This is a genomic window from Staphylococcus cohnii subsp. cohnii (assembly GCF_002902365.1).
Classification (GTDB): domain Bacteria; phylum Bacillota; class Bacilli; order Staphylococcales; family Staphylococcaceae; genus Staphylococcus; species Staphylococcus cohnii.
In genome coordinates this window covers 32,773-59,757 of the sequence record NZ_PPQC01000024.1, presented here as the reverse complement: position 1 = coordinate 59,757, position 26,985 = coordinate 32,773, and the positions used below count along the sequence as shown (strand labels likewise).

31 protein-coding genes and 2 pseudogenes are annotated in these 26,985 nt (G+C 32.9%); 22 read left to right on the top strand and 11 right to left on the bottom strand.

The window, feature by feature from the left end:
• The first annotated feature begins 26 nt into the window (after positions 1-26).
• The 3 genes and pseudogenes from CD032_RS04340 to CD032_RS04330 all read left to right on the top strand — a co-directional run.
• The gene (locus tag CD032_RS04340) at positions 27-1,064 is read left to right on the top strand and encodes a TRAP transporter substrate-binding protein (protein ID WP_026034737.1); all 1,038 of its coding nucleotides are present in this window, start codon (positions 27-29) and stop codon (positions 1,062-1,064) included.
• Positions 1,039-1,548, top strand: a complete 510-nt coding sequence (locus CD032_RS04335; RefSeq protein WP_019467883.1) for a TRAP transporter small permease — start codon at positions 1,039-1,041, stop codon at positions 1,546-1,548. The genes CD032_RS04340 and CD032_RS04335 overlap by 26 nt, the downstream gene beginning before the upstream one ends.
• Positions 1,545-2,444, top strand: a pseudogene (locus CD032_RS04330) (TRAP transporter large permease); the annotation flags it as partial. The gene CD032_RS04335 and the pseudogene CD032_RS04330, both read left to right, overlap by 4 nt.
• Here CD032_RS04330 and CD032_RS04325 read toward each other — a convergent pair.
• Positions 2,426-2,812: pseudogene (locus tag CD032_RS04325) on the bottom strand (elongation factor G-binding protein); the annotation flags it as partial. The pseudogenes CD032_RS04330 and CD032_RS04325 overlap by 19 nt on opposite strands.
• 405 nt (positions 2,813-3,217) lie before the next feature.
• Between CD032_RS04325 and CD032_RS04320 the strand changes: the two are divergent.
• Together CD032_RS04320 and CD032_RS04315 are read left to right on the top strand one after the other, a co-directional pair.
• Positions 3,218-4,174, top strand: coding sequence for an NAD-dependent epimerase/dehydratase family protein (locus CD032_RS04320; RefSeq protein ID WP_103211211.1), 957 nt, complete (start codon positions 3,218-3,220; stop codon positions 4,172-4,174).
• 524 nt (positions 4,175-4,698) lie between these two features.
• The gene (locus tag CD032_RS04315) at positions 4,699-5,775 is read left to right on the top strand and encodes a branched-chain amino acid aminotransferase (protein ID WP_019467887.1); all 1,077 of its coding nucleotides are present in this window, start codon (positions 4,699-4,701) and stop codon (positions 5,773-5,775) included.
• Between the two features lie 136 nt (positions 5,776-5,911).
• Here CD032_RS04315 and CD032_RS04310 read toward each other — a convergent pair whose 3' ends face one another.
• The gene (locus CD032_RS04310; RefSeq protein WP_307725471.1) at positions 5,912-6,427 is read right to left on the bottom strand and encodes a cupin domain-containing protein; all 516 of its coding nucleotides are present in this window, start codon (positions 6,425-6,427) and stop codon (positions 5,912-5,914) included.
• A 164-nt stretch (positions 6,428-6,591) separates the two neighbouring features.
• On the opposite strand from CD032_RS04310, the gene CD032_RS04305 reads away from it, so the two are divergent.
• Together CD032_RS04305 and CD032_RS04300 are read left to right on the top strand one after the other, a co-directional pair.
• Positions 6,592-7,278: an HAD family hydrolase gene (locus CD032_RS04305; RefSeq protein ID WP_019467889.1), complete on the top strand. Its 687-nt coding sequence runs from the start codon at positions 6,592-6,594 to the stop codon at positions 7,276-7,278.
• Positions 7,279-7,495: 217 nt separating this feature from the next.
• The gene (locus CD032_RS04300) at positions 7,496-7,885 is read left to right on the top strand and encodes a UCP033725 family protein (RefSeq protein WP_019467890.1); all 390 of its coding nucleotides are present in this window, start codon (positions 7,496-7,498) and stop codon (positions 7,883-7,885) included.
• Between the two features lie 200 nt (positions 7,886-8,085).
• Here CD032_RS04300 and CD032_RS04295 read toward each other — a convergent pair whose 3' ends face one another.
• Together CD032_RS04295 and CD032_RS04290 are read right to left on the bottom strand one after the other, a co-directional pair.
• Positions 8,086-8,748, bottom strand: a complete 663-nt coding sequence (locus CD032_RS04295) for a deoxynucleoside kinase (RefSeq protein ID WP_019468228.1) — start codon at positions 8,746-8,748, stop codon at positions 8,086-8,088.
• Entirely contained in the window at positions 8,741-9,358 is a 618-nt protein-coding gene (locus CD032_RS04290) for a deoxynucleoside kinase (protein ID WP_103211209.1), read from the bottom strand. The genes CD032_RS04295 and CD032_RS04290 overlap by 8 nt, the downstream gene beginning before the upstream one ends.
• 64 nt (positions 9,359-9,422) lie before the next feature.
• Between CD032_RS04290 and tadA the strand changes: the two genes are divergently transcribed.
• The 3 genes from tadA (at position 9,423) to CD032_RS04275 (ending at position 11,470) form a co-directional block, all read left to right on the top strand.
• Complete coding sequence (gene tadA / locus CD032_RS04285; protein ID WP_019468226.1) at positions 9,423-9,932, top strand: tRNA adenosine(34) deaminase TadA; 510 nt, start codon at positions 9,423-9,425, stop codon at positions 9,930-9,932.
• Positions 9,933-10,012: 80 nt separating this feature from the next.
• The gene (locus CD032_RS04280; RefSeq protein WP_103211208.1) at positions 10,013-10,885 is read left to right on the top strand and encodes a Cof-type HAD-IIB family hydrolase; all 873 of its coding nucleotides are present in this window, start codon (positions 10,013-10,015) and stop codon (positions 10,883-10,885) included.
• 18 nt (positions 10,886-10,903) lie between these two features.
• Positions 10,904-11,470, top strand: coding sequence for an NADPH-dependent FMN reductase (locus CD032_RS04275; protein ID WP_103211207.1), 567 nt, complete (start codon positions 10,904-10,906; stop codon positions 11,468-11,470).
• 136 nt (positions 11,471-11,606) lie between these two features.
• Here CD032_RS04275 and CD032_RS04270 read toward each other — a convergent pair whose 3' ends face one another.
• The 5 genes from CD032_RS04270 to CD032_RS04250 form a co-directional block, all read right to left on the bottom strand.
• Positions 11,607-11,945, bottom strand: coding sequence for a transcriptional regulator, SarA/Rot family (locus tag CD032_RS04270; RefSeq protein WP_019468223.1), 339 nt, complete (start codon positions 11,943-11,945; stop codon positions 11,607-11,609).
• A 29-nt stretch (positions 11,946-11,974) separates the two neighbouring features.
• Complete coding sequence (locus CD032_RS04265; protein WP_126116899.1) at positions 11,975-12,688, bottom strand: helix-turn-helix transcriptional regulator; 714 nt, start codon at positions 12,686-12,688, stop codon at positions 11,975-11,977.
• A gap of 485 nt (positions 12,689-13,173) precedes the next feature.
• The gene (folE2, locus tag CD032_RS04260) at positions 13,174-14,052 is read right to left on the bottom strand and encodes a GTP cyclohydrolase FolE2 (RefSeq protein WP_019468221.1); all 879 of its coding nucleotides are present in this window, start codon (positions 14,050-14,052) and stop codon (positions 13,174-13,176) included.
• Positions 14,053-14,066: 14 nt separating this feature from the next.
• Entirely contained in the window at positions 14,067-14,732 is a 666-nt protein-coding gene (gene bshB2 / locus CD032_RS04255; RefSeq protein ID WP_019468220.1) for a bacillithiol biosynthesis deacetylase BshB2, read from the bottom strand.
• 12 nt (positions 14,733-14,744) lie between these two features.
• Positions 14,745-15,104, bottom strand: a complete 360-nt coding sequence (locus tag CD032_RS04250) for a YojF family protein (protein ID WP_019468219.1) — start codon at positions 15,102-15,104, stop codon at positions 14,745-14,747.
• A gap of 358 nt (positions 15,105-15,462) precedes the next feature.
• Between CD032_RS04250 and nagB the strand changes: the two genes are divergently transcribed.
• The 9 genes from nagB to CD032_RS04205 all read left to right on the top strand — a co-directional run bounded on the left by nagB (position 15,463) and on the right by CD032_RS04205 (position 23,545).
• Positions 15,463-16,191, top strand: a complete 729-nt coding sequence (gene nagB, locus CD032_RS04245; RefSeq protein ID WP_019468218.1) for a glucosamine-6-phosphate deaminase — start codon at positions 15,463-15,465, stop codon at positions 16,189-16,191.
• 115 nt (positions 16,192-16,306) lie between these two features.
• The gene (hxlA, locus tag CD032_RS04240; RefSeq protein ID WP_019468217.1) at positions 16,307-16,939 is read left to right on the top strand and encodes a 3-hexulose-6-phosphate synthase; all 633 of its coding nucleotides are present in this window, start codon (positions 16,307-16,309) and stop codon (positions 16,937-16,939) included.
• A 1-nt stretch (position 16,940) separates the two neighbouring features.
• The gene (gene hxlB / locus CD032_RS04235) at positions 16,941-17,489 is read left to right on the top strand and encodes a 6-phospho-3-hexuloisomerase (protein WP_019468216.1); all 549 of its coding nucleotides are present in this window, start codon (positions 16,941-16,943) and stop codon (positions 17,487-17,489) included.
• Positions 17,490-18,079: 590 nt separating this feature from the next.
• On the top strand, positions 18,080-19,444 hold the full coding sequence (locus CD032_RS04230; RefSeq protein WP_064263499.1) for an AMP-binding protein: 1,365 nt from the start codon (positions 18,080-18,082) through the stop codon (positions 19,442-19,444).
• A complete protein-coding gene (locus tag CD032_RS04225) occupies positions 19,445-20,587 on the top strand; it encodes a thiolase family protein (RefSeq protein ID WP_019468214.1) in 1,143 nt (380 codons plus the stop codon).
• Complete coding sequence (locus CD032_RS04220; protein ID WP_103211206.1) at positions 20,559-20,930, top strand: VraC family protein; 372 nt, start codon at positions 20,559-20,561, stop codon at positions 20,928-20,930. The genes CD032_RS04225 and CD032_RS04220 overlap by 29 nt, the downstream gene beginning before the upstream one ends.
• Before the next feature lies 1 nt (position 20,931).
• Positions 20,932-21,195 carry a hypothetical protein gene (locus CD032_RS04215; RefSeq protein ID WP_019468212.1) on the top strand — a complete coding sequence of 88 codons (264 nt, stop codon included), beginning with the start codon at positions 20,932-20,934 and terminating at the stop codon, positions 21,193-21,195.
• Positions 21,196-21,385: 190 nt separating this feature from the next.
• Positions 21,386-22,798: an MFS transporter gene (locus tag CD032_RS04210; protein WP_019468211.1), complete on the top strand. Its 1,413-nt coding sequence runs from the start codon at positions 21,386-21,388 to the stop codon at positions 22,796-22,798.
• 306 nt (positions 22,799-23,104) lie between these two features.
• Complete coding sequence (locus CD032_RS04205; protein ID WP_019468210.1) at positions 23,105-23,545, top strand: ASCH domain-containing protein; 441 nt, start codon at positions 23,105-23,107, stop codon at positions 23,543-23,545.
• A gap of 247 nt (positions 23,546-23,792) precedes the next feature.
• Here the strand turns inward: CD032_RS04205 and vraX are convergent, their stop codons facing one another.
• Positions 23,793-23,963, bottom strand: a complete 171-nt coding sequence (vraX, locus tag CD032_RS13060) for a C1q-binding complement inhibitor VraX (protein ID WP_019468209.1) — start codon at positions 23,961-23,963, stop codon at positions 23,793-23,795.
• Between the two features lie 284 nt (positions 23,964-24,247).
• Between vraX and isaB the strand changes: the two genes are divergently transcribed.
• Positions 24,248-24,775 (top strand): immunodominant staphylococcal antigen IsaB family protein, encoded by a 528-nt coding sequence (gene isaB / locus CD032_RS04200; RefSeq protein WP_019468208.1) that lies wholly within the window; start codon positions 24,248-24,250, stop codon positions 24,773-24,775.
• 81 nt (positions 24,776-24,856) lie between these two features.
• On the opposite strand, the gene thiD is transcribed toward isaB, so the two are convergent.
• Complete coding sequence (gene thiD, locus CD032_RS04195) at positions 24,857-25,687, bottom strand: bifunctional hydroxymethylpyrimidine kinase/phosphomethylpyrimidine kinase (RefSeq protein ID WP_040030110.1); 831 nt, start codon at positions 25,685-25,687, stop codon at positions 24,857-24,859.
• A gap of 255 nt (positions 25,688-25,942) precedes the next feature.
• On the opposite strand from thiD, the gene CD032_RS04190 reads away from it, so the two are divergent.
• Together CD032_RS04190 and CD032_RS04185 are read left to right on the top strand one after the other, a co-directional pair.
• Positions 25,943-26,599, top strand: a complete 657-nt coding sequence (locus tag CD032_RS04190; protein WP_019468206.1) for a uracil-DNA glycosylase — start codon at positions 25,943-25,945, stop codon at positions 26,597-26,599.
• A 5-nt stretch (positions 26,600-26,604) separates the two neighbouring features.
• Positions 26,605-26,976, top strand: a complete 372-nt coding sequence (locus CD032_RS04185) for a DUF5327 family protein (protein WP_019468205.1) — start codon at positions 26,605-26,607, stop codon at positions 26,974-26,976.
• Positions 26,977-26,985 lie beyond the last annotated feature (9 nt).

The window sequence follows — 26,985 nt, the reverse complement described above, 5'->3', positions numbered from 1 at the left end:
ACTGTAATACAAGGGGATTAATCTTTATGAGGAAATTTACACTCCTTCTTGTAAGCGCATTCTTTACGATGGGGATGGTATTGATGATGCTTACAAATGAGGAGACGATTGCTAAAACAAAGACAAAAGAAATCATGTTAGCGCATAATCAGCCAACGGAACATCCTGTTCATAAATCATTAAAAATTTTTAAAGATAGATTAGAAAAAGAATCACATGGTCAAATAAAGGTGAATATTTATCCGAATGGTCAGCTCGGTAGTGAGCGTGAAGCGATAGAAATGACACAGACGAATGCAATTCAAATGACTAAAGTTTCGGCTGGCGCACTGGAAAGTTTTTCACCAACATATTCATTATTTAATATGCCATATTTATTTGAGTCAGAAGATAATTATCGTCACGTAATGAAACGTCAAAACGTACAAGATGCTTTCTTTAAATCGACAGGCGACCAGGGATTTTTAGGTATTACTTACTATGATGCTGGTATGCGTAATATCTACACGAAAGATAAGAAGATTAAAGACAACAAAGATTTGAAAGGTTTGAAGATTCGTGTTCAACCAGGAAAAACAAGCGTAGATTTAATTAAATCGTTAGGTGGTACGCCAACACCGATGGATTATGGTGAAGTGTATACTGCAATGCAATCAGGTGTTATTGATGCAGCAGAAAATAATGAAACTTCTTTAACAACGAATAACCATGGTGAAGTTGCTAAAAATTATTACTACACAGAACATGCAACCGTGCCCGATATTTTAATTATGAACAAAGAAACTTATGATAGCTTGACGAAACAACAACAAAAATGGTTAGAAGATGCTGCGGATTATTCCACAAAAAAACATGAAGTTATTTGGGATAAAGCAGTGAGCGATGCTAAAAAAACAGCGACAGAAAAAATGGGCGTGAAATTTCATGATGTAGACAAGTCTACATTTAAAGCGACTTCTAAACCTCTTCAAGATGAATTTAAAAATAATCCGGATACGAAAGAGGATTATAAACTAATCGAGAAGGAGGAACAGCGCTATGAAAAAAGCAAAGCAAATCATTGATAAATTGTTGTTAACGCTGGCTGGTATTACGCTTTTTGTAATGGTTATCTTATCGATTTATCAAGTTGCAACACGCTTTATTTTTAACACACCAAGTACGACGAGTGAAGAAATTGTTAGATTCTTGTTGATATGGTTTGGGCTATTGAGTGCAAGTTATGTCTTTGGGATTAAACAGCATATTGCCATTGTATTTATCAGAGAAAAATTACCTGAAAAAGTACAGCTATACTTGGAAAAGATTTCGGACATTATATTAATTATCGTGGCACTCGTGCTCATGATTTGGGGCGGTTTTGAAGTTGTGAAATTGACTTGGTCTCAAATTGCACCGTCAACAGGTTTATCAATGGCAGCGATGTATGGCGCATTGCCTGTTTCAGGAATATTTATTATTTTTTATGCATTTTATAATTTATTAAGTAAAGAGGAAATGACTACAGTTCAAGCGCGTGATGAGCTTGAAGGCGGTGATGGCTTATGACAACAATTGCAGGATTAGTATTATTCATCACTTTCTTCATTTTTCTTATCATTGGCTTACCTATTGCATTAGCAATTATTTTAAGTTCTATTATCACGCTGTTATTAATTTTACCATTTGATGTCACTATCGTAACTGCAGCACAGCGTATGGTAACTGGTATTGATGATTTTACGATGCTAGCGGGTATCATTATGAACAACGGCGGTATAGCATTTAGATTAGTTAACTTTGCGAAGGTGCTCGTTGGTAGATTACCAGGATCATTAGCCCATACCAATATCGTTGGTAATATGCTCTTTGGATCCATTTCTGGTTCTAGTGTAGCTGCAGCAGCTGCCATGGGTCGTATAATGGGACCTATGGAAAAAACACAAGGTTATAAGAAAGAATACTCAGCAGCAGCAAATATCGCATCAGCACCTTCAGGTTTACTCATCCCACCGAGTTCACTATTGATTGTTTATTCATTAGTCAGCGGCGGGACATCCATTGCAGCATTATTTATTGCGGGTTATATTCCAGGCATTTTATGGGGTATTGCTTGTATGATTGTTGCTTATGTAATGGCGAAAAAACAAGGTTATAAAGTATCAGAGAAAATAAGTTGGAAAGATAGATTATTCTTAACATTGGATGCCTTACCAAGTTTGTTTTTAATTGTAGTGGTTATCGGAGGTATTGTCGGAGGTATCTTTACAGCAACAGAAGGTGCAGCAGTCGCAGTTTTATATTCTGTAGTGCTTTCGTTGATTTATAAAAGTTTAAAAATCAAACAATTATCCAACGTTATCAAAGAAACAGCTGAAATTAGCGGTATGATTTTATTCTTAATCACTGCTTCGGCATTATTTTCACTTGTGATGAGTTATACCGGTTTACCAGAAGCGATATCGTTCCATCCAATATAAGTACTTTCCAAAAGAATTTCATCACTAATAAGTGGTGATTTAAGCTTTTTGATTTTACGAAAAGTTTTTTCAATCTGCTTCTTTGAAGGATGTTCAAATGGTCTGACATATGTTTGTAAAGTTGCTAATATCTTATCTACTTGAGTTTTAGAAATGCGTATATTCATTAATTTATCAATAGCTTCAATCAGCGTATCGTCTGTTTGATGAAATTGTTGATAAATGTCTTCTTTGGTTGTTTCTTTTATAGAAGTAATTGTATTTAAGTCATTTACAGATTTATAAGTATTCAGTAAATGTGCGATGCGTTCTTTGATATAGTTAAATTGATATGGATAAAGTTGTTTTTCCAATTTTTTAAATTCCTTTCACATTATAATTCTTAAAAGCAAAAGATGCTTTGTGAAAAGAAATTTTAAACAAAGCATCATACTATAGATAGTAATTGCTTTGTATTAATAATGAAGCATTGTTATGCAAAATATCATCATCTCCACGTAATGTATTTGTTTGATTTATATCAAATTCATAAGGAAATGTCAAAAGCAACATATGATAAAGTTTTCTCATGAATTGAGATAAAAACTTAACAATAATCAGTTTTTATCTATAATATCATTAAATTATAACAAATTGATTTATGTACACTCGTGGTATACAAAAAAGCGCTTTTATAGTACAATATTTATAAATTCTAGATGTTTGTCCACTACAAAAATACATTACATTTTCTGTAATAAACAAGGGAGTTTTTGATTATGAAAAAGATAATGATTACAGGTGCTTTAGGTCAAATTGGTACGGAGCTCGTCGTAAAATGTAGAGGGTTATATGGAAACGACAATGTGCTTGCTACAGATATTAGAGAGCCAGAAGCTGGTTCAGCTATTGCTGATGGCTCATTTGAAATTTTAGATGTTACAGATAAAAACAAAATGACGGAAATCCTTGAGTCCTTCAAACCGGATACTTTAATGCATATGGCCGCACTATTATCTGCAACGGCCGAAAAAAATCCGCAATTTGCATGGGATTTAAATATGGGTGGTCTTTTAAATGCTTTAGAAGTAGCTCGAGAATATGATTTACAGTTCTTTACACCAAGTTCAATTGGCGCATTTGGACCATCAACACCGAAAGTAAACACACCACAAGTTACGATTCAACGACCAACTTCTATGTATGGTGTTAACAAGGTTGCTGGTGAATTATTATGTCAATATTATTTTGATAAATTTGGTGTAGATACAAGAAGTGTTAGATTCCCTGGATTAATATCACATATTAAAGAGCCTGGTGGCGGTACAACAGATTATGCTGTAGATATTTATTTTAAAGCAGTTCGTGAAGGACAGTATACAAGCTATATTGCTAAAGATACATTTATGGATATGATGTATATGGAAGATGCGGTTGATGCAATTATCAAGCTAATGGAAGCAGATGGTGTGAAATTAATTAATCGTAATGCTTATAATTTGAGTGCAATGAGCATTGAACCAGAAATGGTCAAAGCGGCAATTCAAGAACATTACCCAGATTTTAAATTAAATTATGAAGTTGACCCAGACAGACAAGGTATTGCAGATAGTTGGCCAAATAGTATCGACACTAGTTGTGCTAGAGCAGAATGGGACTTTAATCCTAAATATGATTTGGCTAAAATGACAGAAGTGATGCTTAAAGAAATTTCGGAAAAAGATAAAGTTAGATAATTATTTTTGCAATGAATGATGAAGCAGTTATTAACACATAATAAACATTTCAAAATAAAAGCGCTAATCCATTTTGGTTAGCGCTTTTTGATACTTAAATTTTTACAATTTTGATTGGATATGCTTGTCTAGAGTTTGCTTTACATATTTTAAATCTATAATCTTTCACTTTCTTATTTCTGTAAAAGGTAGCACTGTGACAATTTAATGCAATTGATAAGCCTTAATCTTAAAAACAAGCCTACTTTCGCATTGTTCAATACATATGATCAATGAAAACTGTAAACTTAATTTTTATTAATAAATTACGGTATATAAATGCGAATGTTTAAAATACATGGACATTTTTACTTTAATCAGAGCCATTTATGTACTATTTTTTTATATGATGATACCCTTGATTTAATAAGTGTAGCTTAAAGATGTTGTTATTTTTTAAATTTTTTGAAAATTATTGAACGAAACTATTCTGATTGGTATAATTTAATGTATTACCTATTAATAGAACATTGGAGGAAACAGTCATGTCAGAAAAAATTAAATTGATACAGCGTGAAAGCCTAAAAGAAAAACCGGATCCAAGTAATTTAGGATTTGGAGAATATTTCACAGATTATATGCTCAGTTTCGATTATGATATTGATCAAGGATGGCATGATTTGAAAATTGTGCCTTATGGACCAATTGAACTTTCTCCAGCAGCCCAAGCGTTACATTATGGACAAGCAGTATTTGAAGGATTGAAAGCCTACAAACATGATGGTGAGGTAGATTTATTCCGCCCATCTGAAAATTTTAAACGTATTAATAATTCATTGGCACGTCTAGATATGCCTAAAGTTGATGAAGATACCTTGTTAGAAGGTTTAAAACAATTAGTAGATATCGAACGTGATTGGGTGCCAGAAGGGGAAGGTCAATCATTATACATAAGACCCTATGTATTTGCTACAGAAGGTATTTTAGGCGTACGACCTTCATATTCATATAAATTATTAATCATTCTATCACCTTCAGGTTCATATTACGGCGGTGACTCTTTAAATCCTACAAAAATTTATGTGGAAGATGAATATGTACGTGCAGTCCGTGGCGGCGTTGGTCATGCAAAAGTCGCTGGTAACTATGCAGCTAGCCTTTTAGCACAAACAAATGCTTCGGCACAAGGCTATGATCAAGTATTATGGCTAGATGGCGTAGAGCAGAAATATGTTGAAGAAGTCGGCAGTATGAATATCTTCTTTGTAGAAAATGGTAAAGTGGTTACACCAGAATTAAATGGTAGTATTTTACCAGGTATTACACGAAAAACAGTCATTGAATTAGCGCAAAACCTAGGTTATGAGGTAGAAGAACGTCGTGTATCTATCGATGAGCTGATTGAAGCACATCATAATGGAACATTAACTGAAGTCTTCGGTACTGGAACAGCAGCGGTTATTTCGCCAGTTGGTCAATTGAAATACGGCGATACTGAAATCGTTATCAATAATAATGAAACAGGGGAAGTAACTCAAAATTTATATGATAACTATGTTGGTATTCAAAGTGGTAAACTTGATGATCCGAACGGCTGGAGAGTAGTCGTACCAAGATATTAACTTCTATTAAAAATCGATAGCAATAGATATTACAATAAAAGGAGCAAGTCAGAAATCTAATTTAACAAAGATTTCAGCGTCTTGCTCCTTCTTTTTTGTTTGAAAACTATCAGCAGTAGGGCAGTGATGGTTTAACTTATTGCCAATATTGATATAGTGGGCCATCCTTGCCATATATTGGGTCTGTGTCAGGTAAGCTTGTGTTTTTGATGTTCTCTAAATTTTGCGGCCATTCCTCAGGTTTCCCTGTACAAAAATCATAATCATTACCATTTGGATAAGCACCTATGACTGCAAAAGCATGATGGCTATGAACAAGTTTATGGCCAAAACCAGCTGGTATGATAATGACATCACCCTGTTGTATATCTACAGTAGGACCAAGTTTACCACCTAGTTGTACGGTGGCCTTTCCTGAAACAACAATAAGTACTTCATGTGTATTGCTGTGATAATGATGTATTGGAAATATGCCGCCACGCCAAGCATTTGACCAATTGTTCTTAGATAAAATATCTAGAGGGCTTTCTTTTTGCTTGATTACATTTTTATATAGCAGTAATGCATATCTGGAGTTATTGGGAATCGAATCATCACTGTCGCAAGAAATGGTTTCTATTTGAATATTATGATTAGGTGCCAATATTTTCACCTCTTTTGTGGTATTACTATACGTCATAGCCTAAATATTAGTTTTTAAACAGTGTTCATAGTCAGTGTGTTAGTTGAGTTATTTGTTTTAAGAACGATTTTTATATTAAGATTAAGTAGTAAATTGAGTGATACATATTGTTTAACATAGGAGCTGTTGTAAACATGGAATGGATATTATTTGATAAAGACGGTACAATCATATACTTTGATCGCAGTTGGATGAAAATAGGACTGCAACTCGTTGATGACTTTATGGAAACATATAAGGATTCGATTGCTAATATAGATGAAAGCTACGCGTATTTAGGTATCATAGATGGTGAAATTCAACCAGGTACAATTATGGCGTCAGGAGCATTGGATGAAATGATTGAGGCATTTTGTAAAATTGCCAATCAAGATGTAACAAGTTGGGCACAACAAAGAAGTCAAACACTTGTTGATAATAGGGTGCCAGAAAATGTTTTAGTTGAAGGTATCAGCGAAACATTAGATACGTTAAAACAAAGAGGTTACAAATTAGGTATTGTGACAAGTGATTCTAAAAAAGGGGTAGAGCAATTTTTGGAATACACACAATTCGACCATTATTTCGATATTGTAATTTCTACCGAAGCGGATGCCGTTGAAAAACCAAATCCAGAAGTGTTGAATCCGCTTTTTTATAGATATAATGTAGAACCTGAAAATGTAGCAATTATAGGTGATACTGCGAATGATATCCAAACTGGCATCAATGCCAAGTTAGGGTTGAAAGTTGCAGTGTTAACAGGTGTTGGTTTAAAAGATTCTTTTGATCAAGCAGATTATATATTTGAAACTGCAAATAGTGTCGTCGATATATTATAATAATAGAAATGATGCACAAAATATGGGAGTGGAACAGAAATCTAATTATGTTAAATAGATTTTGTCGTCGCACGCCAGTAATGATGACTAGAATTGAAAAAAGTTTGATTTAAAGCGTATTTTCAGTTCAGTCATCTACTGGCAATATGAAATGAGGTTGGTACGAATCCATTATGTTTCAGCCTCTTTTTATATAAAAAGAAAATGGGGTGATTGAATGATTGATGGAAGATATGCAACTTATCGTGGAGAAACATATAAAGTGGTAGAAATTGTAAGTAATGAAGTATTGTTAGTTACTGAGGATGAACGAGCTACAGAACATGGTTTTGAAGCCCAAACATATCGTCACGCTACGCATACATTATATTATAAACATGTAGCCAGAGACGATGTTGATGAACTTTATGAATTATATCAAGAAGCAAGATATAGTGGTGCTATTTTTGATTTATATCAAGACGTAGAGGGTCAATTGTATATTGGAACTGAAGATGAAGATAAAGCAAGTACATTTGGTCTCGACCAAACAGATGAATATTATTATAGTAAATATGTAGATGAAGATGAGATAGAAAAGATTATATATCGTAAACATATTGAATAAAGTCCCACTTCCCAACTTGTTGGGTTAGTGGGACTTATGCATGAGCGACAGCTCAAGTAAATGGGTTAACTTGATGGTGCGTCCAGGAAAAAAAAGATTTCTTTCAAAAGAAATTGTTGTCCTGTATTTTTTCCACATTACAAAATCTGTTTTACACGGTAGTATTCTTGATCTTGCAAATGTTTTAAGCAATAAGCATATTATCGTTGATCTACATTGCGATAAGTTTCAATGATGTGACGGATTTTATCAATGACAGGATTTAAGGATTCTGGATCTGCATGTAAATCATATTCATTAATGTTTACTCTTACAACTGGACACGCATTGAATTCACTAATCCAGTCTTCATAACGTTTGAATAATTTTTGCCAATATTCTGGATCTGTTTCAATTTCCATTTGGCGACCACGTTGTTTGATGCGATCAATCACTTCATCATAATCACATTCTAAATAAATAAGTACATCTGGTTTTGGGAAGTAAGGCGTCATGACCATAGCATTAAATAGTTCAGAGTATGTGTTAAAGTCTTCTGGGCTCATTGTGCCTTGTTCTTCATGCATCTTAGCAAAAATATCTACATCTTCGTATATTGAGCGGTCTTGGATAAAACCACCACCGTATTCAAACATACGCTTTTGTTCTTTGAAACGCTCAGCTAAAAAATATATTTGTAAATGAAAGCTCCATCGTTCAAAATCACTATAAAACTTATCCAAATAAGGATTGTGATCTACATTTTCAAAAGATGTTTTGAAATTTAATCTTTGTGCTAAAGCTTTCGTTAATGTTGATTTTCCAACGCCGACTGTACCAGCGATTGTTATCACAGCATCTTGAGGGATACCGTATTTATTCATCATCTTTTCCTCCAATCAATGGTTGCACTAAATTTAAAATATAATTATAATCATTTTCTTGCTTCATGAAATCTAAATCAGTCGTATCTATTCGAATCACACTTTCACCATCTGCTTTTAATGAACGATAATATGCATTATAATCACGTTTTAAATTAAGTAAGTAGTAGTCTTCTATCTGATGTTCGAAGCTACGATTGCGTAATGCGATGCGCTTTTTCAATACTTCTAAATCTGCATCTAGAAAGATAATCGCATTTGGCATTTCCAAATCTTCAGTTAAAATATCGTAAATTCTAGAAAATTTATCGAATTCAGAAGGTGTTAAAGTATTATTTGCAAATATTTTATTTTTATAAATATGGTAATCGCTTACGATACCAGTTTGAATTGCTTCAAGATCTTGAAATTGTTTGTAACGATTACATAAAAAGAACATTTCTGTTTGGAAACTCCATTTGGAAATGTCTTCATAAAAATCGGATAAAAAAGGATTTTCATTTACAATTTCTTTTTCTTCATAATAATTAAAAGTTTGACTAAGCTTATGTGCTAGTGAAGATTTACCGACACCGATCGGTCCTTCAACAGCAATAAATTGTTTTTTCATGTTTTTACCGCTCCAATGTTAAAATAGACAATAAATATTGTACCATATGTGAGGTGATAGACACATGTATACTGACCAATTTTATATGAAAATTGCGCTAGAAGAAGCGCGAAAAGCTAGTGCTATTGGAGAAGTACCAATAGGCGCCATTGTTGTGAAAGATAATGAAGTCATTTCACGGGCGCACAATTTACGAGAATCCACCCAAGATCCTACTGCACACGCTGAACATATTGCGATTCAAAAGGCTGCCAAACAGCTTAATAGTTGGAGGTTAGCATCCTGCAAACTTTATGTTACTTTAGAGCCTTGTGTGATGTGTTCCGGCGCGATCGTCATGAGTCGTATTCCCGAAGTGATTTATGGGGCACAAGACTTAAAAGGTGGCTGTGCAGGTAGCTTGATGAATCTCTTGCAAGAATCGAGATTTAATCATCGCGCAAAAATTACTACAGGTGTATTAGCAGAGGAATGTAGCCATTTATTGAAAACATTTTTTAAAGATATTAGACAAAAGAAGAAAATCATACGAACAGAGGATAATACAAATAGTGAAACTTTTGGTAAAATATGAATGTGTTACAAAATTATGGCAAATGATGAATGTGTCATTAAATAGGTGTTATTGAGATAAAGTAGAAACGAGGTAAGCCAATGATAAATTTAATTGCAACAGATATGGATGGTACGTTATTGAACGCTGCACATGAAATATCAGAAGACAATATCCAAGCTATCAAATTTGCACAATCACAAGGCATCACAGTAGTAATTGCTACTGGACGTGCATTTTATGAAGCAAATGCACCAATCAATCAAACAGATTTAAAAGTGCCATATATTTGTTTGAACGGTGCAGAAGTAAGAGATGAAACATTTAATATTATGAGCACTTCAAATTTAAACAGAGAACTTATAAATCGAATTACTGAAGAATTAAATAAAGAAAACATTTTCTATCAAGTTTATACGAATTTAGGCATCTATACTGAAAATCCATTGCGGGACTTAGAAATTTATATTGATATTGCACAACGTGCAGGACAAGAAGCAGATGTAGAAAAAATAAAAAGTGGTATTCAAAAACGTATTGATAACGGTACGTTAAAAGTAGTTGATAATTATGACAAAATTCAAGATACGCCTGGTGAAATTGTAATGAAAATATTAGCTTTTGATAGTGATTTAGAAAAAATTGATCGAGTTAGTGAAACATTAGCAAAATCAGAAAGTTTGGCAGTTTCTTCTTCATCACGTGGAAATATAGAAATTACGCATTCAGATGCACAAAAAGGTATTGCTTTAAACACGATTGCAGAGCGTCTAAATATTGATATGAAAAATGTTATGGCAATCGGTGATAATATGAATGATGTTTCAATGTTGGAGCGCGTTGGCTATTCAGTCGCTATGGAAAATGCGGCACCAGAAGTTAAAGCAATCGCAAAATATGAAACAGATTCTAATGAACAAAGTGGTGTGGGTAAAGCGATAATGAAACTACTTAGAGAAAATAACAAATCATAGCATGAGGTGAAAGTATAGATGAAAGGATTAATCATAATAGGGAGTGCTAAAATGGGCTCGCATACGAATGCCTTAGCCCATTATTTAAAAGGTCATTTTGAAGACCAATATTTTGAGGTGGAAATTTTTGATTTAGCAGAACATCCAATTCATCAATTGGATGTTTCTGGCGTATCTTCGCCAAGTGAAGTATATAAAAATAATTTAACATTATTACAAACTAAAGCGCGAAATGCAGATTTCTTTGTATTAGGAACACCAAACTACCATGGTTCATATTCCGGTATTTTAAAAAATGCATTAGATCATTTAACGATGGATGATTTTAAAATGAAACCAGTGGGATTAATCGGCAACAGTGGTGGTATTGTAAGCTCTGAGCCATTGTCTCATTTACGTTTGATTGTACGTTCATTACTTGGAATCGCAGTACCAACGCAGATTGCGACACATGATACAGATTATAATAAATTAGATGATGGTACTTATTATTTGGATAATGAGGAGTTTCAATTACGTTCGAGATTATTTGTAGATCAAATTATTTCGTTTGTAAAAAATAGTCCGTATGAACATTTGAAATAATATGAAGTTATTTTTGATTAAAAGATTATTATAAAAGTTGTATCATACGACGTACTTAATCTAAAGGCTTTTGGAGCGCATATAAAATCAAACGTTAATTTGATTTTATATGCGCTCTTATGTTGTTGGTAATGAATTAAGCACTACTGTGAAGTATTGAATCAACAATTAAATGATATTGTTCAATCAGCTGTTTAATTTCTGCTAACTTGATATCATGCAAATAAATACATCTTTCATCAGATTGATCTCGAGACTTTTTTAAAAGATTAAGTTCGATAAAATGATTGATTTGTGAAGAAACAGGTGAATTTTGGACTTGCAATAACTTTTTCAATTCAATAGCATTTATTTTATTTTTATTGAGATAGAGTAATTTATCCAAAATGATTACTTCGGAAATAGTAAGATTCAAATTTTGTTTCACCACTTTATTAATCAACCCTCTTTTTTCTTCATAAATAATAGTATTCATGTTGTCACCACACTTTTAATATTTTACTTTTATGCGTTAGATTGAAATTGTTGATAAAAATCGAATTTTAAATGTTGAATTTCTGACCGTTTTTTTGAATGGGGTTGAATATTGGAAGGATGGCAACCAATAACATTGTTGAAAAGATAGCAATATTCATTTTGAGTACGAAAACCGTAACGTTGTTGTACGATATTTAAATGATCACCGTTAAGCAAATTGCATACGGAAGCATGAATTTTAGATGACGTAATATATTGAGATAATTTACAGTTCATCGATGTTGAAAATTCTCTTGATAGAAAGCTATTGTTTACAAAAAAGTAATTAGAGATTTGTTTGCAAGTTATTTTAGTAGTTAAATGTGTATTTACATATTGAACCACATCTTTAATTAAAGATGTTTTATAACTACATTGTATTTCAGAACTTTGCGAGTTATGGTACTCAGAATATTGAATGTTTTTAATCAAATGTTTAATGGCTTCGTTTAAGTTACTTATAGATTGATGTTGAATCGCATCAATTATATCTAAAAATTGGACGCGTCTCTCTTTTTTAATCGATATATGTTCAATAGCATCAAAATTTAGTTGCTGAAAGTATTGATAATAGTAAAAATTATTTAGTGAAAGACAAATTAAACTACCGTTAAAAGAGATTTGCTTAATGGATTCATAGTCATGGATATGAAATACGTCACCTACTTTAAAATGATGAAAAGTAGTGTTTTTCAAAGCCATAAATTCTCCTTCTGTTATTAAAAAAATATGCAGAAAATGTGGTCTGCTTAATTGACTTATAGGGACATGCTTCGCATGATATGTTTTTAAAGTATAATCCATTTTATTGATTTCACCACTTACATCAAAATAAAAATTAATTATAAACTACTACTGTCATTATTTTAATATGAAAATTGTATATAGAACATTAATAAAATTTAACAGTTAATATACATTATTTTATAATTAGTTGCAGATGGGGATATTTAGTGGTGGTATTTTTAAATGAACCATTAAAATTTTACTATTACAAATTTAAGTAATGAATTTGGAGAAAAATAACATTATTTAGTAACTATAGAAAGTTTAATTGTTGGGAAAATTTTTTGAAAATAAAACAAAGTTAGAAACAAAAATAATAGGCTACTAAACTTCTATATCATTTAGAAATTCAGTAGCCTAATTTTTTGATGACTAGCTATATTGGTTTGTAGCTATGAGTGCTATTTTCTATATTTTATTTTTGCAAAAGCATCATGTTGGTGAATAGATTCTTCGTTTCTGCATTCAATGTCAAAGCCTTCAATCCAATCAAAATCGACTAAATCTGCTGCGATAAGGCGAATTAAATCTTCAACAAACCTTGGATTTTCATAAGCACGTTCAGTGACACTTTTTTCATCTGGTCGTTTTAATATAGGATAAAGTATAGAACTTGCATTGGCTTCCATTGCATCTAAGATTTTTTCTTTGTAATCATCTGTTAAAATAGCTTCGTTGTTCAAAATAGCTTTAACTGTAATGATACCGCGCTGGTTATGGGCTGAATACTCACTGATTTCCTTTGAACAAGGGCACAATGTTGTAACTGCAGCTTGAAGAGTAATTTCTTTGCGTGTAATACTGTCTTTGTCTATCGCCATACCGTATGTCACATCAGCATGACCTACTGCTTTGATATTCGTGATCGGACTGTGACGGTCAAAGAACCATTTAGCTGAAACATCAACACCAGCAGCATTTTGTTCCATGCGCTCTTGTAAGCTACGCAAAAGACGATATAAAGAATCAAAATCTAATTCAATGCCATTATCGTAGTGTTTTTCAACACTTTCTAGGATGCGGCTCATATTTATACCTTTTTCATCTTGATTAAGGCTAGTTGAAAAACTGAAGTTTCCAGCTGTTTGGAAACGATCTACTAATACGGGGTACACAAGATTTTTAATGCCTACTTCTTCAATTTCAAATAAGTAGTTTTTATTCGTGCTTTGCAAATCTGTCATTTCTTCTTTAACGGTTGGTTTTGTACCTTCGATTGGATCAACTGAACCAAAATGCTTCCATCGACCTTCTCGAGTTGATAAATCAAATTCTGTCATGATATTGCCTCCACTTAAGATTCAAAGTTATAAGTCCAATAAGGTTCAACTTCTAAAAAGCTTTGCGCTTCTCCAGAAACATCAGGTGTAGCAAGTTGTTTCAAGAAGGGTCCTGTTTGAGATGCGTGTGCTTCAAAAGCACGAAGTTTTACCTCTTTATAATCACTGATCTCATTTAGAATGTCAGGTTCACCTAATTTTTCAGGCGCGTCATTACTAAATGCAACAAGTTGTAGACGGGGTCTTTCTGATGGCTTCATGCGTCCCACAGTTCTCACGACTGCTTCTGCTGTAGCTTCATGGTCTGGGTGTACTGCAAACTGAGGGTAGAACGATATGATGACGGATGGGTTTAATTCATCAATTAATGATTGCACCATCTCATCCATTTCGTCGTGAGGTTCAAATTCTACAGTTTTATCACGCAAGCCCATTTTGCGCAAATCAGTTATACCAATGGCTGCCATCGCAGCTTCTAATTCTTTTTCACGAATGTCCGGTAAAGATTCACGAGTGGCAAATGGTGGATTGCCTAAGTTACGTCCCATTTGACCTAATGTTAAACAAGCGTATGTGACTGGTACACCATTATCTATATAACGCGCCAATGTACCTGCAGATGAGAATGATTCATCATCTGGATGTGGAAATATAACTAATACATGGCTTTCCTCTGTCATGATTCATCCTCCTTATGCTTTAAATGGTTGAGTGCTTATTTCTAAAGCAGCTGCTAATTGACCTTCATAATTAAAACCAGCTAATAGAAACTCACCATGTTCATTTATTTCGTAGTGTGTTAAACCTTGAACGTAGACCCAACCGCCATCTTTGAGTTTTAAACCTACGCGATACGGATCTTTATTGCCACCTTTAAGCTGTGCATGCTCAAAAGTAACTTGAATATTTCTTAAAAAAGTGCCCGCGTTAAATACACGTTGATCAAAATGTGCAGCATATGCACCATTCGTCGTCTCTACATGTAAATACACGGGTTTATCTTCATATGAAGAAAGTAATGTTTGTACTTTTTCATCTATTATTGGTTCCAAACTTTTGCCTCCTTGATTCCAAAACCCTATACTTTTATGAAATAAATTGTACTATACAAGTGTTAATAAAAATAATTAGTCTAATCTTTAGTGTAAACTGACTTTGAAACATTTTCTACCTGAAAAGTGAATTTCAACTTAGATTTATACATAAAATTTGATTATCTATTTATTTTACTAAAAACAGCGATGAAAATGTATTAGTCTGCTCATTATACCTTTAGTCATTTTATATAATATTTGTATTTTATTAAATGGCTATTTTCTGTAAAAAAGATCAAAAGAACGTATAATAGAAGTATCATCAAATTTTGCTTATAACAAATCATAAATTCAATATATTGGGGAGGGCTATAACATGAAAATAACAAATTTAGGTTCTAGTGAATATGCTTCATTTTATGTTGCATGTGAATTGTTTAAACAAATGAGCCAACAACCGCATAGTAAATTAGGACTAGCTACCGGTGGGACAATGATCGAAGTTTATAAATTTCTAGTTAGTTTACTACAAAAGAATCAACTAGATGTATCTGGAATAGAAACATTTAACCTTGATGAATATGTCGGTTTATCAGCGACACATGAGCAAAGTTATCATCGATATATGAACGATATTCTATTTAATCGTTATCCACATTTCACAAAATCTTTGATACACATTCCAAATGGAGCCGCAGATAACTTAATGGCAGAAACGAAAAGATACGAAGATTTAATCAATCAAAAAGGGCCACTGGATATACAAATATTAGGTATAGGTGAAAATGGTCATATCGGCTTTAATGAACCAGGTACTGATATGAATAGCACAACTCAAGTTGTAGATTTAACAACTAGTACAATCAATGCAAATAGTCGTTATTTTGACAGTGAAAGTGAAGTGCCTAAACAAGCTGTATCTATGGGTTTGGCTTCAATTTTAAAAGCGAAAAGAATCATTTTGTTAGCATTTGGAGAGAAAAAAAGAGCCGCAATTGAACAATTAGCTAAGCATGAAGTAAATAAAGACGTGCCAGCTACAATATTGCTTGCACATCCAGATGTCGAAATTTACGTTGATGACGCTGCAGCACCACGCTTATAATCTCTCAGTTTAAATCATCATAGTAAGGGTAAATAGTTTATGTGTAAGTTTTTAAATAAAGTAAGTTAGGTCATGATTTCCATGCCTATCATTAAATCAAGAAGGGATGATCATTTTGGAATTACAACTAGCAATTGATTTATTAAATAAAGAGGAAGCGGCAGAACTTGCAAATAAAGTTAAAGACTATGTTGATATTGTAGAAATTGGTACACCTATCGTAATTAATGAAGGTTTACCGGCTGTACAACATTTAGATAATAATATAGATGGTGTGAAAGTACTTGCAGATTTAAAAATTATGGATGCGTCAGATTATGAAGTAAGCCAAGCTGTTAAATTTGGTGCAGATGTCGTTACAATTTTAGGTGTCGCAGAAGATGCTTCTATTAAAGCTGCAGTAGACGAAGCACATAAAAATAATAAAGAATTACTTGTAGACATGATTGCAGTACAAGACTTACAAAAACGTGCTAAAGAATTAGACGAATTAGGTGCAGATTACATCGCTGTTCATACTGGTTATGATTTACAAGCAGAAGGTGAATCTCCATTAGAAAGTTTAAGACAAGTTAAATCCGTAATTAACAATTCTAAAGTTGCTGTAATTGGTGGTATTAAACCAGATACAATTAAAGAAGTCGTAGCTGAGGATCCAGATTTAGTTGTAGTTGGTGGCGGTATTGCTAACGCGGATGATCCAGTTGAAGCAGCAAAACAATGTAGAGATGCGATTGAAGGTAGATAAGATGAGCGAAATTACAAATTATCGTTTGATTTTAGACGAGTTAGATCATACGTTATCTCATGTTAAAGATAGTGAAACACAAGCTTTTTTAGCACAAGTGACTAAAGCAAATCATGTTTTTGTAGCAGGTAAAGGACGTTCTGGATTTGTAGCAAATAGTTTTGCTATGCGTTTAAATCAACTTGGAAAATTTGCTTATGTTGTTGGTGAATCGACTACACCTTCAATTACTGAAAATGATTTATTTATTGTCATTTCGGGTTCAGGTTCAACGGAACATTTGAGATTATTAGTTGAAAAAGCAAAATCTGTCGATGCAGAAGTCGTGTTATTATCTACGAATCCGAATTCGGCAATTGGTGCATTGGCTAATACCGTTATAGAACTTCCTGCAGGTACAAAATATGATGCAGAAGGATCTGCACAACCTTTAGGCAGTTTGTTTGAACAAGCAGCACAAGTCTTTTTAGATAGTCTAGTACTAGATTTAATGAACGAACTTAAAGTCGATGAAGAAACGATGCAAAGTAATCATGCTAATTTAGAGTAATGTATTACAATAAAATGTATTGTCGTTGAGTATGTTAAATTGCATCTCATTCTCATAAAAAGAGAGCTAATCTTAAATGATTAGCTCTTTTTTTAATTAAAATTTTACGATTTTAGCCGTGCATATTTATCAGGGAGTAGGATTTACTTAATTCGAGTAGTTGTTGCTCACTTATGTAAGAAAGTTATATTTGTTTGTCGAATAGATGATAAGTTTTAATGTAGTGAAGTAGTGGTTTAGGTGAAATAAATACTGTTGGATTCGTATAGAAAGTGAAATTATACTAAATTTTTGTAGTAATAGTGATGAAATTTAAAGTATATCAGTGTTAATGCTAACGATGTTATTAATCAAAATAGAAATATGCAGTATACACGTTTGTTTAATAAAAAATGTATTAAATAATTTTAAAAATGGGAGAGTTCACCACGAATTGCTCATTTATTTGTTTTTTTAGGAATTATAATTCAAAATCACTCAATTTAAATTAAAAATATGGGATATTTATGGCATTAGAAACCAAATGTTTTCATTATATTATTCTCTACTTTAAATGTTAATATATTTTGTATAAAAGTTAACAAAGGGGGATGGATTTGAAAATTTTAGAAGAAATAGAAAATCACGCAAAACAACAACCGCATCAAGTTGCTTTGAGCTTTGATAAACAAGATTTAACCTATAGTGAATTAATTAAAGAATTGAACATTAAAAGCGGCTTGTTTTCTAATATACCTAAACATAGTTTTGTAGGAGTGGTAACACGACATCCACAAAAAACAATGATTTTATATTTAGCATTGTTAAAAAATGAATGTGTACCGTGTATTTTCGATGATAGATGGTCGAGTACGCAAACCTTTAATTTAATCGAAAAATATGGTGTTCAATATCTTATAGAAGAAGATGATTTAAGTATACATAATGTGGCCAAAAAGGATAAATTTAAGAACGATGAGGATTTGCTGCATATCGCTTTTACATCTGGAACAACGGGGTTACCTAAAGCATATTATAGAGGAACATTATCTTGGATAAAGTCTTTTTCAAAAAATGATGAATTATTTGACAGAATGATAAATACAATCGTTGCTCCAGGTCCGATGTCACATTCTTTGTCATTATATGCATGCATTTATGCTTTGTATACAGGTAGAACGTTTATAGGACAGCAATATTTTGAAGCAAAGCGTTTAATGCAAACACTCCAACAACATAAAGTGAACACAGCGAGCTTTATGGTACCAACAATGATACAAGCTTGTGTTTCGACTCAAATTTTAATAAAAGGAAAGCATTATATTTTAAGTACTGGAGATAAACTTGCCTTACACGTTCGTCAACGTATTCAACAGTGTTTTCCCGAAAGTGATTTAATTGAATTCTTTGGGACATCAGAGGCTAGCTTTATTAGTTATAACTTCAATAATAGTGCGCCACCAGAATCTGTTGGTAAATTGTTTCACAACGTGCACGTAAATATTGAACAGTCAGACGAATCAGAGATAGGTTTATTAAAGATACGAAGTGATATGTCATTTGATGGTTATGTCGATGAAGATGTCTGTAAGGATAGGTGGATTGAAACAGGGGATTTTGCTTCATGTGATACGCAGGGACATTTATTTTTACATGGTAGAAAACATGACCGCATGATTATTGGTGGACGTAATGTTTATCCGTTCGAAATTGAACAGAATGCCAATTGTATTGATTTATTCGATGAATTAGTCGTTATCAGTGAAAAACATTCTAGATTTGGAGAAATTGCTATTTTACTTTATACAAGTGATCGTACAGTTAGTTATAGCTATTTTAGAACGATAATGAAACATCATGTAGCGCGTTATCAAATACCATCGAAATTAGTTAAAGTAAAACGTATGATCTATACCTCGAGTGGAAAAATTGCGCGAGAACGTATGAAACAATGCTATTTAAAAGGAGAATTATAAATGAATGAAGCGGTTATAGTAGCAGCAAAACGGACTGCATTTGGTAAATATGGAGGGAAATTACGTCATTTAGAACCTGAATTATTATTACAGCCATTATTCAATTATTTGAAAACTAACTTTGCAGCAATAGTTAGTAATATAGATGATGTAATTTTAGGTAATGTTGTCGGAAATGGTGGTAACATTGCACGAAAAGCACTTTTAGAAGCTAGATTAAATCAACAAGTGCCAGGTGTGACGATTGATCGTCAATGCGGTTCAGGGTTAGAAGCTGTAAATCAAGCTTGTCGCATGATACAAGCAGGTGCTGGATCAATATATATCGCAGGTGGTGTGGAAAGTACAAGTAGAGCACCGTGGAAAATTAAACGACCGCAATCTGTATATGACACATATTTACCAGAATTTTATGAAAGAGCCTCGTTTGCACCCAGTGACCAAGATCCATCTATGATACAAGCAGCTGAAAATGTTGCTGAAAGATATGGTATCTCAAGAATTGAACAAGATGAATTCGCATGGCATAGCCATCAAAAAACGCTTGATGCTTATCAACATCATAATATTACCCAAGAAATAACGCCACTGACAATTAAGGGTGAAATATTTCAACAAGATGAAAGTATTAAAGCTAAATTAACGCAACAGACGTTAGGACGATTAAAGCCATTATTACCAAACGGAAGCATCACTGCTGGCAATTGTTGTATGAAAAATGATGGTGCTGTATTACTACTTGTCATGGAAAAATCAGTTGCGCAAGCATATGGTATACAAAGTGGATTATCATTCATTGATCAAGTAACCATAGGTGTTGATCCTAATATCCTCGGTATTGGTCCTGTGCCTGCTATTGAAAAATTATTAACAAAACAACAATTGTCTTTAAATGATGTCGATGCTGTAGAATTAAATGAAGCATTTGCATCTCAAGTTTTAGCAAGTCAACAAGCTTTAAACATACCAGCAGAGAAATTAAATATTTACGGTGGCGCTATAGCTACTGGACATCCTTATGGTGCAAGCGGTGCTGCACTTGTTACAAGGTTATTTTATATGGAACATAAATATAGAACAATCGCAACCATGGGTATTGGGGGAGGTATGGGTAATGCCACATTATTTGAAAGATGGTCATGAACAACAAGAAATGGTATTTCATAAAAAAGATGTAGAAGCTTATAATCAATTGTTTAAACGATCGAATAGCACTGATAGCACTGATGTTTCTCCGCTTTATTGTGCGAGTCTATGGCCCGAATTTGAATTGTTCAAACCTTTTATTTCTACTAATTTACTATTAAAATCCACGGAGATTGAGCAATATCATCCTTTAAAAATTGATGTCATATATCAAGTACGATTGACATTGATTGAACAGAAAAAAATTCGTCAATTTATCAAATATAGCTTTGAAATGAAAATAAATAAAAATAGGACTAATTGTATATATATTATGCAAACGTTTTTAGAGAAGGTGTAAAATGATACAGATATTACCCAACGATGTAGAGCAATATTTGCGTCTTGTCAAAGATGAAAATCCTTTGCATCGTCAGATTGTACCGGGACAAATGATTGTGCAACTTGCATTGATATACAATGAATTGAATTGGAAAAGTTATAAAATTAATTATGTTGAACCAGTTGATATATATGAATTTCTTCAATTTGATTTTGAAAGTGAATATAAATTAGTTGTGAAAAATAAGCACAATAAAGTTAAAGTTGCTATTTTGAAAAAATAAGTTGGTAATCAATGAAAATCGTCCGTAATTAGATAATAAATTTAAAAGAAAAATGAGTTTCTTCATATTTAAAACCAAATACAATTTTTGTATAAAAATTAAAAAACGAAAATTAAAAAATTTGAATCAGTTTGACATACACTCCGAACTCAGTATAATAAGTAAACATGTTAAGGGAGTGACTTAAATCGTGGATTATGAACAAGATTTTGATAAACGTAATATCAATAAGGTGAACCCGAGGACTGCGAAAAAAACTGTATTTGCAACCGGTATTGGTAATGCAATGGAATGGTTCGACTTTGGACTTTATTCTTATTTAGCAGTTATCTTAGGACAAAACTTTTTTAGTTCGGTAGAAAATGACCAACTGAAAACGATATTTACATTTGCAACATTTGCAATTGCATTTTTATTAAGACCAGTAGGTGGCATTATTTTTGGTATAATTGGTGATAAATTTGGAAGGAAAGTCGTTTTGACAACAACCATTATCATGATGGCATTTTCTACTTTGTTAATTGGTTTATTACCTACATACGATCAAATAGGTGTATGGGCGCCAATTTTACTATTATTAGGTAGAGTACTTCAAGGTTTTTCAACCGGTGGAGAGTATGCAGGCGCGATGGTTTATGTTGCCGAATCCTCACCAGATAAATCTAGAAATGGTCTAGGTTCAGGTTTGGAAATTGGAACATTATCAGGTTATATCGCTGCATCAGTAATCAGCGGCTTACTATTTTTCTTTTTAAATGAGGAACAAATGGCTACATGGGGATGGAGAATACCATTTATTTTGGGTCTTTTCTTAGGTATATTTGGTTTTTATTTAAGAAGAAAATTAGAGGAATCGCCAGTATTTGAAAATGAAATAGCTACGCAACCTAAACGAGATAACATCGGATTTTTCACAATTGTTCGATATTACTACAAAGATATTATTGTATGTTTTGTAGCTGTAGCATTCTTTAATTGTACGAATTATATGGTAACTTCATATATGCCATCTTATTTACAACAAATAATTAAATTAGATAGCACAACGGTTTCTGTACTTATCACGGTTGTCATGGCAGTAATGATTCCATTGGCATTAATGTTTGGTAGAGTTGCAGATCGCATCGGAGAGAAAAAAGTCTTTTTAATCGGACTATGTGGTACAGCTATCTTTAGTACTGTGGCATTTGCGTTATTCCAATCAGGTTCGTTGGTTTTAATAATTGTAGGTATATTTACGTTAGGATTTTTCTTGTCTACTTATGAAGCAACAATGCCAGGTTCATTACCAACGATGTTTTATACGCATATCCGTTATCGAACATTAGCGGTAACATTCAATGTGTCAGTATCATTATTTGGTGGAACAACACCGTTAATTGCATCTTCATTAGTTGCGAAAACGGGAGATCCACTTTCACCGGCTTATTATTTAGCGGCAATGAGTGTCATAGGGATTATCGTTATTTCATTGTTACATGTAAGTACAGCAGGTAAATCACTGAAAGGTTCATATCCAAATGTTCAAAGTGATGAAGAATATGATTATTATACAAAAAATCCTGATAGAGCTTTATGGTGGGCAGACGATAAACGCGTATAAGCCGAATGACATTACAAACGACTATTAAGAAAAAAGTATTCTAGCTGTCGATACTAAAACTGAATAGTAGAAATTTAAAAATAGGTTATTCATTTCCTTTTAGAGTTAGGAAGTGAGTACCTATTTTTTTAGTAAATTTCACTATTATTGCAAGAAAGAATAGATTTCTTGCAATATTCCAGATATTTTTATTTTAGTGTAAAGCCTCATTTTGGTAGTAGAATAACATAGGATAGCAATGGTTATATCATTTATTTATGTTATGTTTAAAAAGGAAAAGGACATACATAGTTTGGAGGAAAAATGATGACAGTAGAACAATATTGGGAGAAATTTGTACAATTGTGTCCATCATATAAGAATAAAACATATGAAGCATGGTCGTTTGGTGTAGATGAGGATGAATTAGCAGAATTAGTAAAACAAGGTGAAAAAACGGCTACGACAAGTGGTTATGAAACTTATCAAGTAGATCATGAACCACTACCTCAAGTGGGAGATGTGAGCGTGATTTTAAATAAAAAAGGGGAGCCGCAATGTGTGATAGAAACAACATGTGTTTATCAAACGCCGTTTAGTTCAGTCACTGAACATCACGCTTATTTAGAAGGTGAAGGCGATAAGTCACTCGCTTACTGGCGTAAAGCACATATTGATTTCTTTGAACCTTACTATGCATCTCTAGGATTGGCATTTAACGAATCTACTATTGTAGTGTGTGAGGAATTTAAAGTTTTATATAAATAAGTAAAGTGGTACATAAGTTAGGATCGCTTCGAGTGTGCTCTCCAAGCAAACAAAGGGGACAATCTTTGCCTAACTATGTACCACTTAGGGTGAGTGTTTATAAGGGATGTGTTATACCATGTATATATAATGGGACAGTTACATATACATGGCGCATATTTCTAAAGGGGAATTCTTTGTTCTGTTTCTTCTAATTTTAGTCTTGGAACTTACGCTTCTGTTTTTTCATCGATGTATTGAAGTGTAGCTAATAACTTACATTTAAGTTATCAACATCACTTTCAAGTAGAGAGAGTAATGTATATAATTCATTCTTGCTGAAATTTTCATCGCATTTAACAGAAATCGTTTTGAACGTCTTGGTGATAATTTCATAGATAGGGTTACCATTCTCAAAAGATTGTTCGTAGATAATCATGATGTCATACCTCCTTGTCTCTCTACACTTATTATAATAATAGATATGTATGCGAAATACATGAGTCTACAGTATCAACTTTTTATCAGTCGAACGTCGTATAATCATAAAATACTTTATTTCAATTTTTGTTGTATTAATACTATCACTTAAATTTTTACGCTATTAAAAAACAAAAATAATATATTGTGTATTTGGTTTATATTTGCACTTTTTGAAACATTTATGTAACATTGTAATTGAATCGTAATGCGATTCCAAAATTTTAAATGGAGTGATACAGAATGAATAAGATTGCAAAGACTTTTGTAGCTGGAAGCATTGTATTTGGAACTACATTAGGCATAAGCGTTTCTGATGAAGGCGTATCACATAGCGAAGCACAAGCAGCAACAACACCTTATTATCAATATGAAGGAAATGCTGGTAACGACCCTAGCTTTTTATTAAATGAACAATTTAAAAATGGAATCAAATATGGCAAGGTTACTTTTAATGGCGTGAATGTAAGTGCAAGAACAGTAGAGGGTGGCAAGACAACTCAGAAATATGACCAAACTTTCTCAGACTATTCAAAAGATGATAATATAGCAAGTAACGTTAATTTTTCTATAAAAGGGAACTTAACTTATGAGCAAGTCAAAGATGCTTATGGAAAAGATTTAAGTAAGATTAAAACACCAGATAAACAACCTAAAGGTACAGGTGTATACGCATATCAATCTCAAAATAATGGCCCAACCGTTTTCTTTGAAATGAAAGATGGTCAAGTCAATGAAGTGAATATTGGGTATGGCGGATACGGTGGTTAAATAAAAACATAAATGAGTAAATTAACTTAAAAAGGCGCACGTTCATCATCAGAAATGGACGTGCGCTTAGTTTATATTTGATTAAACTTCTGTAACTTCAACATCTATATGTTCAATACGATTGTATGCACCATGATCTACAGGACCAACGAAGTCGTTCATTTTCCAGCCGTTTTTAATTGCAGATGCAACAAATGCTTTGGCAGCAATTAAGGCTTCTTTTGGAGATTTACCATTTGCTAAATATGCAGTAGTTGCTGCAGCAAATGTACAACCAGCACCGTGATTATAGCTTTGCTGGAACATGTCAGTAGTTAATTGATAGAAGTTCTTTCCATCATAGTATAAGTCATAAGATTTATCTTGATCTAATGCTTTACCACCTTTAATAATAACGTGCTTAGCACCTTGTTGGTGAATAATTTCAGCTGCTTTTTTCATATCGTCTATTGATTTTAAAGTGCCAAGGTTAGCAAGTTGACCAGCTTCAAATAAATTTGGTGTTACGACTGTAGCTTTTGGTAACAAATATTCAATCATTGCATCAGTATTGCCAGGATTTAAAACTTCGTTTTCTCCTTTACATACCATTACTGGATCAACTACAAAATAGTTCGCACCTGATTCTACGTATGCTTCGCCGGCACGTTTAATAATTTCTTGTGTCCCTAGCATGCCTGTTTTTACTGCATCTGGACCGATTGATATTGCTGTTTCTAATTGTTTTTCAAATACATCGAATGGAATTGGTGTAACATCATGAGACCAAGATGCTTTATCCATTGTTACAATAGATGTTAAGGCAACAATGCCGTATGTTCCTAACTCTTGGAATGTTTTTAAGTCTGCCTGCATGCCTGCACCAGCACTTGTATCTGAACCGGCAATGGTTAATGTTTTTTTCAATGCCATGAATTTTCACTCCTATATATGCTTTTGTATATATCATACCACGTTTGTCGACTATTCTAAATAATGACGTTTACAATGTAATAAGGTTACAATATTGAATAAATCAGTATATCATTTTGATTCATTTACTGATACATATTAAAATGAAATTAAATATATACATTATAATTGTGTTTATAATTAAGCTAACACTACTAAATCTCTCAAGCGAGAAAGTAGCGCTTTATGTTAATATATTAATCGAGGTGAACGTGTATGGAATGGTCTGATGTTTTTCATAAAATAACTGCGGAGCATGATTTTACTGAAATGCATAATTTTTTAGAAAATGAATATACGACAAAGGTAATCTATCCAGATAGGGAAAACATTTATCAAGCTTTTGATTTAACACCTTTTGAAAAAGTGAAAGTTGTTATCTTGGGACAAGATCCTTATCATGGACCAAATCAAGCACATGGTTTAGCATTTTCTGTGCAACCGAATGCTAAATTTCCGCCTTCATTAAGAAATATGTATAAAGAACTTGAAGACGATATCGGTTGTGTCAGAAAATCACCACATTTACAAGATTGGGCAAGAGAAGGCGTTTTATTGTTAAATACTGTTTTGACAGTACGACAAGGAGAAGCGCATTCTCACAGAGATATAGGCTGGGAAACATTTACTGATGAAGTGATTAAAACAGTTTCCGAAAATTTGAATAATGTTGTATTTATTTTGTGGGGTAAACCCGCACAGCAAAAAATGAAACTGATTGACACATCTAAACATCACGTTATTAAATCACCACATCCAAGTCCACTATCTGCATATCGCGGGTTCTTTGGTTCAAAACCGTATTCATTAACAAATGCATATTTACAAAAAAATGGTATTGAACCTATAAATTGGTGTGAAAGTGGGTTATAAAATAAATGGAAAAAGAGAAAATTATTCAACTTATTGAACAAGAATTAGTTCAAGCAGATGAAGCTAAGAATGATGCAGAATTTGAAAAGCATATCTATGCCATTCATACACTAACGTCTTTAGTAAATAGTTCAAATGATAAACAGCATGTTAAAGATAATACGTACTCAGTGTCTACTTCATTCAAATCATCACAAAATGTAAAACACGCTACAACTCGTGAGAAACAAGGTATCTCTCCTGAAGAAATTCAAGCAATGGGAGGGGAAATACCTGCTTCTTCGACAAAATATACAAATACAAATACTTCGCCAAATTCTAATAAATTAGTAACAGACGATGAAATTGGTAATGGAGATTCAATTTTTGATTTTTAAATAAAGAAA